The organism is Streptomyces prunicolor NBRC 13075, assembly GCF_000367365.1.
Taxonomy (GTDB): domain Bacteria; phylum Actinomycetota; class Actinomycetes; order Streptomycetales; family Streptomycetaceae; genus Streptomyces; species Streptomyces prunicolor.
Genome location: NZ_BARF01000095.1, coordinates 1 through 13,422, shown reverse-complemented (window position 1 = coordinate 13,422; position 13,422 = coordinate 1). Strand labels below are relative to the sequence as shown.

Here is a 13,422-nt window from a genome sequence, read left to right as displayed (position 1 = left end):
GGCTTCCCTTGGCCGTCGGCGTCTGATGCCCCTGCTCGTGTGCCGCGCTCACTGGGCGACTGCCGTTTTCAGCCGCGCCAGTTCCCTGGCGAATCGCCCCTCCGGTGCCTCGGTGGCGACGAGTTCGGCGTCGTAGGCCGTGTCGACGTCGCGCAGGCTCGGGAGGTCGCGGACGCGCAGTCCCGCGGCGGTCAGCCGGCCGCGCTGTACGGCGCCGGTGGTGGGTGTCGACATCGGTACGCCGCGCAGGAGTTCGGGGTCGGGGTCGGCGAGGCCCAGGGCCCAGAAGCCGCCGTCCTCGGCCGGGCCGAAGTACGCGTCGCAGTCGGCGAAGTCGACGGTGAGGAGTTCGGGCGTCACCTGTGGGGTGTCCATGCCGATGAGCAGCGTGGGCCCGTCGCAGCCGGCGAAGGCGGCGGCCAGCCGCTCGTCGAGTCCGCCGCCGCACTGCGGTACGACGTCGAAGCCCGGCGGCAGCCAGGGGCCCGGCGTTCCGGCGAGCACCAGCACCCGTCGCCGTGCGGGCGTCGCCAGCACCACGTGCAGGGTGTCGACGAGCGACGCCTCGGCGAGCGCGGCGGCTTCCTCGGGAGTGAACGGCGGAGTCAGCCGGGTCTTCACCCGTCCCGGCAGCGGTTCCTTGGCGATGACGAGAAGCGTGGTCACAGGGAGTTCGCTCCTTGCGGTGCGGAGAAGGAGCCGGTGGCCGGCACGCCCGTGGGCGCCGGGGGTTCGGCCAGGACGCGGCGCATGTCCCGCACCGCCTGCCAGGTTCCGCGCCAGGTCCCGGTGACCTTGGAGGCGCCGGTGCGCGGCAGATACGGCACGTCGTGCTCGGCGACGCGCAGACCGGCGTCCGCGGCGCGGACGACCATCTGGAGCGGGTAGCCGCTGCGACGGTCCGTCAGGTCCAGGGCGAGCAGATCTGCGCGGCGGGCGGCACGGAGCGGGCCGAGGTCGTGCAGGCGCAGTCCGGTGCGGCGGCGCAACATCCGGGCCAGCGCGAGATTGCCGGCCCGGGCGTGCGCGGGCCAGGCGCCTCGTCCCTGCGGACGGCGCCGCCCGAGTACCAAGTCGGCCTCGCCGTCCCGTACCTCGCGTACGAAGGACACCAGCAGGGACGGGTCGAGCGAGGCGTCGCAGTCGCAGAAGCACACGATGTCCGCGGTGGCGGCCAGCAGCCCGGCGTGGCAGGCGGCACCGAAGCCGCGCCGCTCCTCGCGCACGACGGTGGCACCGAGGCTATGGGCCAGTTCCGCCGAACCGTCCGTGGATCCGTTGTCCACGACGACCGCGCGCCAGCCTCGCGGGATGCGGGCGAGGACCCAGGGCAGGGCCTCGGCCTCGTTCAGACAGGGGAGGACCACGTCGACAGGTGCCGGGTCCGGGTCCGTTGCGGGGGAGGTCGTCACGGCTTTCACCCTACGGGCGAGAATCGGGCATATCGGGCTTCCGGTCCTTACGAAACGCGGACGTCGAAGCGCTAAAACGGATCGCGAGCACGGCCGGTGGGACGCTGGACGACATGCAGCAGCCGAACGAATCCCCAGGCGCCGTACCCGTCCTGAGCAGGCCCCGGGAAATGATGCGCGTCCTCGTCGTGGACGACGATCCGACCGTCGCCGAGGTCGTCTCCGGGTATCTCGACCGCGCCGGATACGTCGTGGACCGCGCCGAGGACGGGCCGGAGGCTCTCGCCCGGGCCGCCGCCCACTGGCCCGACCTGGTGGTGCTCGACCTGATGCTGCCGGGTATCGACGGCCTTGAAGTATGCCGCCGGATGCGCGAGCACGGGCCCGTGCCGGTCATCATGCTCACCGCGCGCGGCGACGAGGACGACCGGATCCTTGGCCTGGAGGTCGGCGCCGACGACTACGTCACCAAGCCCTTCAGCCCCCGCGAACTGGTCCTGCGCGTCGAGTCGGTGCTACGGCGCACCCGGCCCGCGACCGCCGCGCGTACCCTGCGGTCGGCCGGACTCACCGCCGACTCCGCAGGCCGGCGCGCCACCAAGAACGGCGCCGAACTCGCCCTTACCGTAAGGGAGTTCGACCTCCTCGCCTTCTTCCTGCGGCACCCTGGGCGGGTGTTCAGCCGGGAGGACTTGATGCGGGAGGTGTGGGGGTGGGACTTCGGTGATCTGTCGACCGTCACCGTGCATGTGCGGCGGCTGCGCGCCAAGGTCGAGGACGATCCGGGGCGGCCACGGCTCATCCAGACGGTGTGGGGCGTCGGATACCGCTTCGAGTCCACCGGCACAGTCGGCACCGGGGAGGGCTGATCATGCGAGACATGCTGCTCATCGCCCTGTTCGCCCTCCTCGGGGCCGCCGCGGCCGGGGTGCTGGGTGTGGGCGCGCTGTGGTTGCTGCGCCGGCGTTCGCTCACCACCTCCGTCGCCGTGGTCGCGGCCGTAGCCGTGACAGCCATGCTCGCAGGCACGTTGGCCGTGGCCCAGGCGATGTTCCTCTCCTCGCATGACCTGACCGTGGTCACCACCGTCGTCGCCATGGCGGCCGTGGTCTCCCTGGCCACGGCCCTGCTGCTCGGCCGCTGGGTCGTCGCCCGAAGCCGTGAACTCGCCCTTGCCGCACGTGACTTCGGCGACGGCGGCGACTTCTTCGCCCCGGACCGTCCGGCTACCGCCGAACTGGCCGACCTGAGTCGGGAGTTGGCCGCGACCAGCGCCAAGCTCGCCGATTCCCGCAACCGTGAACGCGCGTTGGAGTCGTCCCGGCGTGAACTCGTCGCCTGGATCTCCCATGATCTGCGCACCCCATTGGCCGGTCTGCGTGCGATGTCCGAAGCACTGGAGGACGGGGTCGCCGCCGATCCCGGCCGCTACCTCCGCCAGATCCGCACCGAGGTCGAGCGCCTCAACGGCATGGTCGGCGACCTGTTCGAACTCTCCCGCATACACGCCGGGACGCTCACTCTCTCCCCTTCGCGGATGTCCCTGTACGACCTGATCGGCGACGCCCTCGCGGGAGCCGATCCGCTCGCACGGGAGCACGGTGTACGGCTGGTCGGCGACTGGATCGAGCCGGTGCCGGTCGAGGTGGACGGCAAGGAGATGAGCCGGGTACTGGGGAACCTGCTGGTCAACGCGATCCGGCGGACACCGGCCGACGGCACGGTCGCCGTCGCCGCCGAGCGGTCCGCCGAGGGTGTCGTCCTGTCCGTGACCGACGGCTGCGGCGGTATCCCGGAGGAGGATCTGCCGCGGGTCTTCGACACCGGGTGGCGCGGCACGCACGCGCGGACCCCGCCGGCCGGGGCCGGGCTGGGGCTCGCGATCGTGCGCGGCATCGTCGAGGCGCACCAGGGGCGGGCCGCCGTACGGAACGTGTCCGGCGGCTGCCGCTTCGAGGTGACCCTGCCCATGGCCGAGGCGTGAACGCCGGAGGCGTCCTCGACCGGCTACTGCTCCCCGCGCAGCTTCGACGTCGCGAACTCGCGCATTCCTTCCGTGAATTCGACGTCGGCCTTCCAGCCCAGCCCGGCCCGCAGCCGGGACGAGTCCGCCGTGATGTGGCGGACGTCGCCGAGCCGGTACTCCCCGGTCACCACGGGCTCGGGTCCGCCGTACGCGGCGGCCAGCGCCCGCGCCATCTCGCCGACCGTGTGTGGGTCCCCGCTGCCGGTGTTGTACGCGGTCAGCGATCCCTCCGGGGGCTCGGACTCCAGCGCCGCCACGTTGGCCGCCGACACATCCCGGACGTGGACGAAGTCCCGCCGCTGGCCGCCGTCCTCGAAGACGCGAGGCGCTTCACCACGGGCGAGCGCGGAGCGGAAGAAGGAGGCGACTCCCGCGTACGGGGTGTCGCGCGGCATCCTCGGGCCGTACACGTTGTGGTAGCGCAGCGACACGGCCGAACCGCCCGTCGACCGCGCCCACGCCGCCGCCAGATGTTCCTGGGTCAGCTTGGTCGTCGCGTACACGTTCCGGGGGTCGACCGGAGCGTCCTCGCCCACCAGCCCCGGCATCAACTTCTCACCGCAGTCCGGACACCGGGGCTCGAAACGTCCCGCGTCCAGATCGGCCACGGCCCGGGGGCCCGGCCGCACCGGTCCGTGCCGCTCGCAGGCGTAGGAGCCCTCGCCGTAGACGACCATCGACCCGGCGAGCACCAGCCGGCGCAGGCCCGCGTCGGCCATGGCGGTGAGCAGCACCGCCGTACCTAGGTCGTTGTGCGAGACGTAGTCGGCCGCGTCGCTGAACCTCGTCCCCAGTCCCACCATCGCCGCCTGATGACACACGGCGTCCACGCCCGGCAGCATGGACGCGACCGCCTGGGGACTGCGCACGTCGTGGCCGTCGCACAGGTCGAACACGACCGCCTCGTGTCCGCGCGCGGTCAACGCCTCGACGACATGGGACCCGATGAACCCGGCACCGCCGGTGACCAGTACTCGCATACGCCCGACGGTAGGACCGCGACCCCGCCGCTCGGCAGTACCACGCCGGTCATGTCACCGGTCTGTAAGACCTGCTCAGAACCTCGGCAGTGCAGACCGAGACGCTTCGGTCCGTCCGTCGGGCACCGGTGCGGTCAGGTTCTGCTCACTGGGGCACCAGGCTCGCGGCGAAGCCGTGTCCCTCGTCGACCCATCGGCCGAGAGCGTCGTCCTCGGCCAGGACGGAGGAGTCGACCAGGATCCAGCCGCGTATCGGGCGGCCGGTCATGTCGAAGACGCGGGTAGCGGGCCGGACCAAGGCGGTGTCGGTGTGTGCTCGGGCCGCCACAACAGACACCTCCGGCGACGACAGCATCCTCACCGGGCTTGTTCAGCACCATCCCGATGCCCTTTAAGCTCGTCAGGCCGGAGCTGGGTCTGGACGCCTTCTGATCGACCCCTCCGCGACCAGTGGGCGGAGGGGTCGATCAGGGGGTGCAGAGACGCTGAGTACGGGACGCCTGCCCGATCTCGATACGGAGTCTCCATTTCCTGGAGCCGTCCCTTGGTCCGTGGTTGGCCCGGAACGGACTCATACGAAGCTCATGCGGTAACACAAAAGTCCGATTCTGCTGCAGAGCGTAGCCAGCCTGTCGAGTCGCCTGGAGCGCAAGAGTGCCTCCAGACAATCGACTTGAGGCGCCAGAAGAAACCGAGCTTCTGAGCGCTGTAAGAACACAGAATGTTCTTGGTCTCTGGTGGTACAGCCCTTGCGCGCCCCTGACCAGTGTGAATGCCTGGCTCGCGGGGGAGTTGGCGGACTGTGGCCCGCGTATGGTCCGGATCTTGGTCGTGGATCCATAGGGGCGCACGTGGGGCGGAGTGCCTACGAAGCGTGTCGGCATCCGCGAAGCCGGAGGGGCGAAGAGATCCTCTTGAAGTTGTCTACCTAGGGGCGCTGACCTGCGGTGATGAGGTAACTACCGCCTCTGGTCTGGGCTGATCCGTCTTTCTGGATCTTTCACGCTCGTGCCGCGTTGCGCAGTCGATTCTCCCCACGCGCTCCCCGGCGCGGCTCATACTCCCCAGATTCTCCCCAGGACGGATGTCGGATGACAGCAGTCGAGGGTGATCCTGAGCGCTCGCCGGATGGGTGTGCCGGTCACGCTTCGTAAGCGATGCCAGAACGGAAGGTGCCGGTGCGCGAGGTCGCCTTCGTCGGCGGGGTGGTCGGGCTACTCGCCGCTCAGTACGGTGGTTCGACCGTGGCCACGGGGGCGTGATGGATCCACAGCGGGACGCGTCACGGGGGTTGCCCCGTTTCGTCGCGGCTCCCGTCGCCTGCCTGGCCGCCGCCTTCGCCGCCGTGCTGACCGCGCTGTCCGGCCGGTACGGCTATCACCGCGACGAGTTGTACTTCCTGGCGGCGGGCGACCACCCGGCGTGGGGATACGTGGACCAGCCGCCGCTCACTCCGCTCGTGGCGCGGGTGGCCACGGCGCTCTTCGGGGACACGCCGGCCGGGCTGCGGGTTCTGGCGACCCTCGCCTTCGTCGCCGCCGTCTTCGTGGCCGCCCTCGTGGCACGGGAGTTGGGCGGTGACAGGTGGACCCAGGTGCTCGCTGTGGGCCTCGCCGGCGTTGGCGCGCAGTTGTCGGCGGTCGGGCACATGGTGTCCACCACGACCTTCGATCTGCTTGCGTGGCTGGTGATCTGCTGGCTGATGCTGCGGTTGTTGCGCACCTGCGACGGTCGCTGGTGGCTCGCGGTCGGGGCCGTGGTCGGTGTCGGGGTGCTGAACAAGTGGGCCTTGACCCTTGATCTTGGGCACACGAGACACTGGATCCTGAGGATCTGAGAACGGACATCTCGTGGTCATGAAGCACTACCCGCCGGAGTTCAAGGCGGACGCGGTCGCGCTGTACCAGTCCCGGCCCGGAGCGACGATCAGGTCGGTTGCCGCTGATCTGGGAGTCAACCCGGAGACGCTGCGCAACTGGGTTCGGGCGGCCGGGGCGAACCGGCCGAGGGGGCGCCGGGCGGAGACAGCCGCGGAGCCGCCCACGCCGTTGGAGGCGGAGAACGCGGCCTTGCGCAAAAAGGTCCGCGAGCTGGAGGAGGAACGCGAGATCCTGCGCAAGGCGGCGAAGTATTTCGCCGGGGAGACGCGCTGGTGAGGACCCGTAATTTAACTACTGCCGGAGTTGATCTCGCTGTCGTGGTGCTCGGTTAGGCGCTTCAGGGCTTCGAATGTGCGGGGAGGGTGAGTCCGGCGGAAGACGAGGACTCTGGCGAGTTCGGGCCCGGCGAAGGCCAGCATTGGCTTGGACTTCCCGGCGTGGTAGCTCAGCACGTTGCGCGTGCGTCCCATCAGCTCGGCCGCGAGGGTCAAGGTGACGGTGTTGCGGCTGCGGAGCACGGCGGCCAGGACGCGGTGGCGGTGGTCGAGGGTGCCGAAGCCGGGGTTGCGACCACGACCGTCCCTGCCTTCACGCTGTCGTTCGGCTTCGGTGAGAATCTGTTGGCAGGGTTCGAGCTGGAGCACGAGTTGTTCGAACTGTTCACGGGGCATGCCGGTGAGCGCGGGGTGGGTGAAGAGGAAGGTGGCCTTGGCCGGGACCGGAGGTCCCGACTCGTCGAGTGGGTCTTCCGGAACCTGCTGGTCGGGGTCCTGCGGGGCGATGGTGTAGTTCCACTCGCCGTGGAACTCGTCGCGTTTGACCCGCCGGTCGACGTTCCTGCGCTCGGCCCGGGTGAGCACGTGGCCGGTGGGGTACGCGTTCTCGTCCAGTGCGGCATGGACCGTCAGTCCGGTGCTGGTGCGGGTGGCAGAGATGGTCTCCAGCAGCACTTCGTAGCTGGTCAGAGGCTGCCCACGCAGGCTGTGGGTGATTCGGGAGAACAGCCGGTGTTCCACTTTGTTCCATTTTGAAGTACCTGGCGGGAAATGCATGATGGTGATGCTCAGCCCACACTCGTCGGCGAAATCGGCCAGGCCCATCTTGAACAGACGGGAGTCGGCCGAGTTGGCTCCTCCGGAGTCTGCGGTGACCAGCAAGCGGTCCACGCCGGGGTAGTCGAGGTGCCCTTGGATCTTCCACCAACGGCGCAGGGACTCCACCGCGAAGGCGGCGGTGTTCCGGTCGGTTCCCACGTTGACCCAGCCGCTGTCGCGTCCCAGATCGTAGATGCCATATGGGATGGCGAACGGGGTATCCGGGTCGATGAAGTCGTGGTCCGGGGCAGTGATCGGCTTGCCTTTGGGCCGGTAGGCATGGCCGGGCCGGGCGAAGTCACCGATCGGCTCCTTCGCCTTCGTGTCCACGCTCACCACGGGCAGGCCCCGCGCCAGGAAGTGTTCGGCGGCGGTGTTGATGTGCCGGAACTGAGCGTCCCGGTCGGGCACCTGACTGCCGGCCCGAGTCTTGGCCATGCCCTGCAGACTGAAGCCCATCGCACGCAGCAGACCGCCAACCACCGGGGCGCTGACCGGATGCCCGGCATCGGTCAGCTCCCGGCACAAGTCCCGCAGTGAGGCAGTGGTCCAGCGCAGCGGAGACACCGGATCACCCACTGCACGCGGCTCGATCAACAACTCGAGAGCCGCCACCAGACCAGGGTCGCGTTCGGCAGCGCACTTGCGCCCGCCGCCTGGTCTGCGCACCCGCCCCAACGCCTCTGCTCCGCCCGCGAGTTCCTCGCGCCCTCGTGCGACAGTCGACTCCGAAACCTCCGCCAGCCTGGCCACGGCCGTGATCCCGCCGTGCCCCAGAGCCTCGGCCTCGGAAGCCAGATACAGACGGCGCTGCCGCTCGTCCAGATGCGGGAGCACCACCGCGAACTTCGCGTCCAGTACCGCCAGGACTTCATCCGGAATCGCCACAACAGCCCAACTGCATGGCAGCACCGAGGTATCGGCCCGAATCCGGCAGTAGTTAAATTACGGGTCCTCACCAGCGCGTCTCCCCGGCGAAATACTTCGCCGCCTTGCGCAGGATCTCGCGTTCCTCCTCCAGCTCGCGGACCTTTTTGCGCAAGGCCGCGTTCTCCGCCTCCAACGGCGTGGGCGGCTCCGCGGCTGTCTCCGCCCGGCGCCCCCTCGGCCGGTTCGCCCCGGCCGCCCGAACCCAGTTGCGCAGCGTCTCCGGGTTGACTCCCAGATCAGCGGCAACCGACCTGATCGTCGCTCCGGGCCGGGACTGGTACAGCGCGACCGCGTCCGCCTTGAACTCCGGCGGGTAGTGCTTCATGACCACGAGATGTCCGTTCTCAGATCCTCAGGATCCAGTGTCTCGTGTGCCCAAGATCAAGGGTCAAGGCCCCACCACACCTGGCCCCAACCCACCCACACCGGCGCCCGGGCAGTCCGCATCCAACGGCCTGAACCCACAACCACGTAAAGCAATGCCGTGACTCTGTTGGCGATCTTGGCGGGGTCAGCTGGGGGTGGTGCAGAGGACGTGGAAGTGGCTGGGTGCTCGCCGGGGGCGGGTGGGTTCGGCGATCCAGTCGGCGATGCGGGTGACGTTGCAGGCCAGTGCGGTCAGGACGTGCCCGATGTGCGTTTTCGGCAGGCCTCGGTAGCGGGTTCGCCGCAGGCCGAAGGCGCGGACGTTCTGGGAGAGGGTGGCTTCGATGCCGGCGCGGATCGCGTACCGGCGCTGCCAGTCCTCGGTGCGCTGGTCGAGACGGTTGTGCTGCTGGATCTCGTGCAGTTCGCGGGTGGGCAGCAGCGCGAGTGAGCGCGGACCACTGACCGCGTCGGTGCACTGCGTGCGCACGGGGCACGCCAGGCAGGTGGCCTTGTCGAATTTGACCTGGATGTAGTCGTGTCCGCTGATGCGCAGGGGCCGCCACTCGCGGCTGAGGTTGCCCTGGGGGCAGGTGGCCCGGCGGTGCTCCCAGTCGATCGTGAAGGCGGCCTTGTCGAACCCGGCCCCGCTTTTGGCCTGGTGACTGTGGTCGGGCACGACCGGGCCGAGCAGGGTGATGCCGTGCACCCGCCGGGCGCGTTCGATCTGCGCGGGGCTGACGTAGGCGGCGTCGACCGCGTGCTCGGCCGGGGTCAGCTCGATCGCCACGAGGTCGTCGTGGATCTGGGCGGTGAGCTCGCCGTCCTGAACCGGGGCGATCGTGGTGGCCACGTGAACGACCACCTCCGGCAGTTCTGACGTGCACGTTTCGGTGAAATGGGTGCGGTAGCCGGACCAGGCGGTGTCGCGTTTGACGCAGTAGTGCGCGTCGGTGTCGTAGGGGGAGTCGAACCGCAGCGACGCGGGTGGCAGCGCGTGGCCGTCGCGCCAGCGCAGACGCCCGCGGGCGTCCCAGTAGTAGTGGTGCACCCAGACCCGGCGCAGGATCTCCACCTGCGTCAGCATCCGGAGCCTGGTCGGGGCGTCGGCCGCCCACGCGGCGGCCAGGATCTTCTGCCCGTCCCGGCCGAAGGCCTCTGCCAGGGCGGTGACCCCGGCCTTCCCACCGGGGACTTTGCCGATCTCCACCTTGCGCCCGTAGCGCTTGTCCCACTCCAGCTCGACCAGCGGCAGCAGCCAGTCCGGGCCCGCCTGGGCGAGCTGTTCCAAGGCGGCCCGCAGGCTCTCGCCGACCAGCTCCAGCCGGCTGAGGGTGCGTACCGCCGCGAGCACGTGGGTCGCGTCGGTACGCTGCCGTCCGCGGGATGTGAGGAGTCCGGCCTCGGTCAGCCGGTGCAGCATCACCTGCAGCAGCCGGTCCCCGGCGTCGGCCTCGGCCAGCCGGGCCCGGAACTCGCACAGCACCGAATGGTCGAAGCCGGGATCGTCCAGCTCCAGGCCCAACGCGTACTTCCAGTCGATCCTGGTGCGGACCGCGTTCGCGGCCGCACGGTCGGACAGGTTCTCCGAGAACTGCAGCACCGACACCAGCGCCAACTGCCCCGGCGACAAGCCCGGCCGCCCGTCCTTGGGGAACAGGTCCGCGAACTCCTCGTCCTTGAACACCACATCCAGCCGGTCCCGCATCAGCATCGCCGGCGAGCCCCTCGGACACGCCGCCCACGCCGTCAACACCGTTCGCGTCGGGATCCGTTGGTAACTCCTGGCCCGCAAGGACATCTCCGTCCCTCTCCCCGGAACCACCCCGCCTCACTCCAGGAAACCGTCGAACAGACGACCTGTCAGCATCCCCGCCAAGATCGCCAACAGAGTCACGGCATTGCCTCTAAGCGGCGACAGCGTTTCGGTGCCCGGGGACAACCCTTGGAACGGCGGATCCACCTGGTGGCCCGGCCATGTAGCGGCGCTTATCTGGACGCATGGCGAAACTGTTCGGCGGGAGGTGCAGACCGAACGGGAGGTATCTGGGCGACGCTCGCTTTCACGAGCCGTGGCTGGTGGGCGTGGTTGGCCCTTCACGGACTTTCCGCCGGCATGCCGGGCAGGCGTGGTGGCCGCGGTGCCCGTAGCGGTTGATGGGTGCGCCGCAGCCAGCACACGGGCCGATGTGCCAGGGCAGGCAGTTGAGGAGTTGGGCGGCCCGTTGCCGTTCGCCGGGTGCAAGGACGAGGCGCTGTTCCTGGCGGGGGATGCGGTACAGGTGTGCGGGGACATCTGTCCAGGTGTGCGGTGCGGCTGCTGCGGCGGTGGCGCGGTGTCTTCGGGTGTCGTCGAAGGTGTGGGTGCGCTCGCCGTATCGGCAGCGGGTGTCGAGCTCTTCGCCGGTGAAGGTGAGTTCTCCGTCGTCGGGTTGGTCCGTGCCGGCAGGTTCGGGCGTGCCGACGATCTCGCGCCAGCGGGCTCGGTCCTGCTCTGGGACCCACATCCGGGCGGTGAGCCGGGTGTCGCGTGGGTCGGGGATCCGCATCGGAACCCAGCTCCCTGTCGCACTCGTGACGACAAGTTCGTCCAGTTGGGGTGTCGGCTTCGGCGGCAGACACAGGGCGGGCAGGTCCCAGTGGGCGTGGAATCCTCCGCAGGCCCGCATCCCACCGGAACCGGGGCAGGGGCGCTGACTGTTCGCGTCGCAGCGCCACTCCTGCAGGTTCCGGGCGCCGGCCCGTGCTGGGATGTCCTATGTCAGAACTGCGTTTCCGCAGGTGGCAGTTCTGTGTCCGACATTCCGGTTCAACGTTTAGTCATTGTCGTCACTCTATGTGCTTCTTGAGGACTGGTCTGGCGGTCTCCTGTGCGCGAACCCCTGCTGTGACCGGCCGGGTTATCCGTGAGTTGGCCCGGAAATACCCCGGACCAGCTGGTCAGCGGTGGGATGACTGTGGGGCAAAGTGGGAGTAAGGAAGCATTTCGCCTCGCTGTCTGAATGATGGCTCGGAAGGGTGCTTGACGGGAGTTTTCCCAGGTCAGGCACCCTTTCATTTGCCTTTAGAAGAAGCCCAGCTTCTTCGGCGAGTACGACACGAGCAGGTTCTTGGTCTGCTGGTAGTGGTCCAGCATCATCTTGTGGTTCTCGCGACCGATACCGGACTGCTTGTAGCCGCCGAACGCCGCGTGCGCGGGGTACGCGTGGTAGCAGTTCGTCCACACCCGGCCCGCCTGGATCGCCCGGCCCGCGCGGTACGCCGTGTTGATGTCCCGGGTCCACACGCCGGCCCCGAGACCGTACAGCGTGTCGTTGGCGACCTTGATCGCGTCGTCGAAGTCGTCGAACGACGTCACCGAGACCACGGGTCCGAAGATCTCCTCCTGGAAGATCCGCATCCGGTTGTCGCCTTCGAAGATCGTCGGCTGGACGTAGTAGCCGCCCTTCAACTCACCGTCGTAGTCGAGGCGTTCGCCGCCCGTGAGGATCTTCGCGCCCTCCTGTCGGCCGATGTCCAGGTAGGAGAGGATCTTCTCCAACTGGTCGTTGGAGGCCTGGGCGCCGATCATCGTGTCCGTGTCGAGCGGGTGACCGGGCTTGATCAACTCGGTGCGGGCGACGGCCGCTTGGAGGAAGTCGGCGTAGTGGCCGCGCTGGATGAGCGCCCGGGACGGGCAGGTGCACACCTCGCCCTGGTTGAGCGCGAACATCGTGAAGCCTTCGAGCGCCTTGTCGAGGAAGTCGTCGTTCGCCGACGACACGTCGTCGAAGAAGATGTTCGGCGACTTGCCGCCGAGTTCCAGCGTGACCGGCTTGATGTTCTCGGAGGCGTACTGCATGATCAGCCGCCCTGTGGTGGTCTCGCCGGTGAAGGCGACCTTCGCCACCCGCGGGCTGGACGCGAGCGGCTTGCCCGCCTCGACGCCGAAGCCGTTGACGATGTTCACCACGCCCGGCGGCAACAGGTCCGCGATCAGGCTCATCCAGTAGTGGATGGACGCCGGGGTCTGCTCGGCCGGCTTGATGATGACCGCGTTGCCCGCCGCGAGCGCCGGCGCCAGCTTCCAAGTCGCCATCAGGATCGGGAAGTTCCACGGGATGATCTGCGCCACGACCCCGAGCGGCTCATGGAAGTGGTACGCCACCGTGTCGTCGTCGACCTCGCCCAGCGAACCCTCCTGCGCCCGGATCGCCCCCGCGAAGTAGCGGAAGTGGTCGATGGCGAGCGGGATGTCGGCGGCGAGGGTCTCGCGGACCGGCTTGCCGTTCTCCCAGCTCTCCGCGACCGCGAGCGGCTCCAGCATCGCCTCCATCCGGTCGGCGATCTTGAGCAGGATGTCGGAACGCTCGGTCACCGACGTCCGTCCCCAGCCCGGCGCCGCCGCGTGCGCCGCGTCCAGCGCCCGCTCCACGTCCTCCGCGGTGCCGCGCGCGATCTCCGTGAACGGCTGGCCGTTCACCGGGGACGGGTTCTCGAAGTACTGTCCGCGAACCGGCGGCACGTACTCGCCGCCGATGAAGTGGTCGTAGCGCGCCTGGTAGGAGACGATCGCGCCCTCGGTGCCGGGTGCCGCGTAACGGGTCATCCTGGTCTGCCTCCCGGAACAGCGCTGCCCGCCGTTGGGCAGCTCTCGGCACGAGGCTAGGGAGCGGGACGTTGCATGTACGTTGCGCGGGTGCCGGGGTGCCGGGGTGCCGGGGTGCCGGGGTGCCGGGGTGCCGGGGTGCGGGG

Annotated in this window: 11 protein-coding genes and 2 pseudogenes; 4 read left to right on the top strand and 9 right to left on the bottom strand. The window is 69.2% G+C overall.

Features of this window, described 5'->3' with window-relative positions; genetic code table 11:
* Positions 1-48: 48 nt before the first annotated feature.
* Positions 49-666 carry a TIGR04282 family arsenosugar biosynthesis glycosyltransferase gene (locus SPR02S_RS40345; RefSeq protein ID WP_019062713.1) on the bottom strand — a complete coding sequence of 206 codons (618 nt, stop codon included), beginning with the start codon at positions 664-666 and terminating at the stop codon, positions 49-51.
* The gene (locus SPR02S_RS40340; RefSeq protein ID WP_026151298.1) at positions 663-1,421 is read right to left on the bottom strand and encodes a glycosyltransferase family 2 protein; all 759 of its coding nucleotides are present in this window, start codon (positions 1,419-1,421) and stop codon (positions 663-665) included. The genes SPR02S_RS40345 and SPR02S_RS40340 overlap by 4 nt, the downstream gene beginning before the upstream one ends.
* Before the next feature lie 104 nt (positions 1,422-1,525).
* On the opposite strand from SPR02S_RS40340, the gene SPR02S_RS40335 reads away from it, so the two are divergent.
* Together SPR02S_RS40335 and SPR02S_RS40330 are read left to right on the top strand one after the other, a co-directional pair.
* Positions 1,526-2,281 carry a response regulator transcription factor gene (locus SPR02S_RS40335; RefSeq protein ID WP_026151297.1) on the top strand — a complete coding sequence of 252 codons (756 nt, stop codon included), beginning with the start codon at positions 1,526-1,528 and terminating at the stop codon, positions 2,279-2,281.
* A 2-nt stretch (positions 2,282-2,283) separates the two neighbouring features.
* Positions 2,284-3,396 carry a sensor histidine kinase gene (locus SPR02S_RS40330; protein ID WP_019062710.1) on the top strand — a complete coding sequence of 371 codons (1,113 nt, stop codon included), beginning with the start codon at positions 2,284-2,286 and terminating at the stop codon, positions 3,394-3,396.
* 23 nt (positions 3,397-3,419) lie between these two features.
* Here the strand turns inward: SPR02S_RS40330 and SPR02S_RS40325 are convergent, their stop codons facing one another.
* Together SPR02S_RS40325 and SPR02S_RS40320 are read right to left on the bottom strand one after the other, a co-directional pair.
* Complete coding sequence (locus tag SPR02S_RS40325) at positions 3,420-4,418, bottom strand: NAD-dependent epimerase/dehydratase family protein (RefSeq protein ID WP_019062709.1); 999 nt, start codon at positions 4,416-4,418, stop codon at positions 3,420-3,422.
* Positions 4,419-4,563: 145 nt separating this feature from the next.
* Positions 4,564-4,746: a hypothetical protein gene (locus SPR02S_RS40320; protein ID WP_019062708.1), complete on the bottom strand. Its 183-nt coding sequence runs from the start codon at positions 4,744-4,746 to the stop codon at positions 4,564-4,566.
* 933 nt (positions 4,747-5,679) lie between these two features.
* Here SPR02S_RS40320 and SPR02S_RS40310 point away from each other — a divergent pair.
* Both SPR02S_RS40310 and SPR02S_RS40305 read left to right on the top strand, forming a co-directional pair.
* Entirely contained in the window at positions 5,680-6,255 is a 576-nt protein-coding gene (locus SPR02S_RS40310; protein ID WP_019062707.1) for a glycosyltransferase family 39 protein, read from the top strand.
* Between the two features lie 13 nt (positions 6,256-6,268).
* Positions 6,269-6,559 (top strand): annotated as a pseudogene (locus tag SPR02S_RS40305) (transposase); the annotation flags it as partial.
* A gap of 26 nt (positions 6,560-6,585) precedes the next feature.
* Here the strand turns inward: SPR02S_RS40305 and SPR02S_RS57395 are convergent.
* The 5 genes and pseudogenes from SPR02S_RS57395 to exaC all read right to left on the bottom strand — a co-directional run bounded on the left by SPR02S_RS57395 (position 6,586) and on the right by exaC (position 13,276).
* The gene (locus SPR02S_RS57395) at positions 6,586-8,280 is read right to left on the bottom strand and encodes an ISAzo13 family transposase (RefSeq protein WP_019062706.1); all 1,695 of its coding nucleotides are present in this window, start codon (positions 8,278-8,280) and stop codon (positions 6,586-6,588) included.
* 82 nt (positions 8,281-8,362) lie between these two features.
* A pseudogene (locus SPR02S_RS40295) lies at positions 8,363-8,653 on the bottom strand (transposase); the annotation flags it as partial.
* A gap of 180 nt (positions 8,654-8,833) precedes the next feature.
* A complete protein-coding gene (locus SPR02S_RS57390) occupies positions 8,834-10,489 on the bottom strand; it encodes an IS1182 family transposase (protein WP_106437116.1) in 1,656 nt (551 codons plus the stop codon).
* Between the two features lie 262 nt (positions 10,490-10,751).
* Positions 10,752-11,237 (bottom strand): hypothetical protein, encoded by a 486-nt coding sequence (locus SPR02S_RS40285; RefSeq protein ID WP_019062703.1) that lies wholly within the window; start codon positions 11,235-11,237, stop codon positions 10,752-10,754.
* Positions 11,238-11,752: 515 nt separating this feature from the next.
* A complete protein-coding gene (gene exaC, locus SPR02S_RS40280) occupies positions 11,753-13,276 on the bottom strand; it encodes an acetaldehyde dehydrogenase ExaC (protein ID WP_019062702.1) in 1,524 nt (507 codons plus the stop codon).
* Positions 13,277-13,422 lie beyond the last annotated feature (146 nt).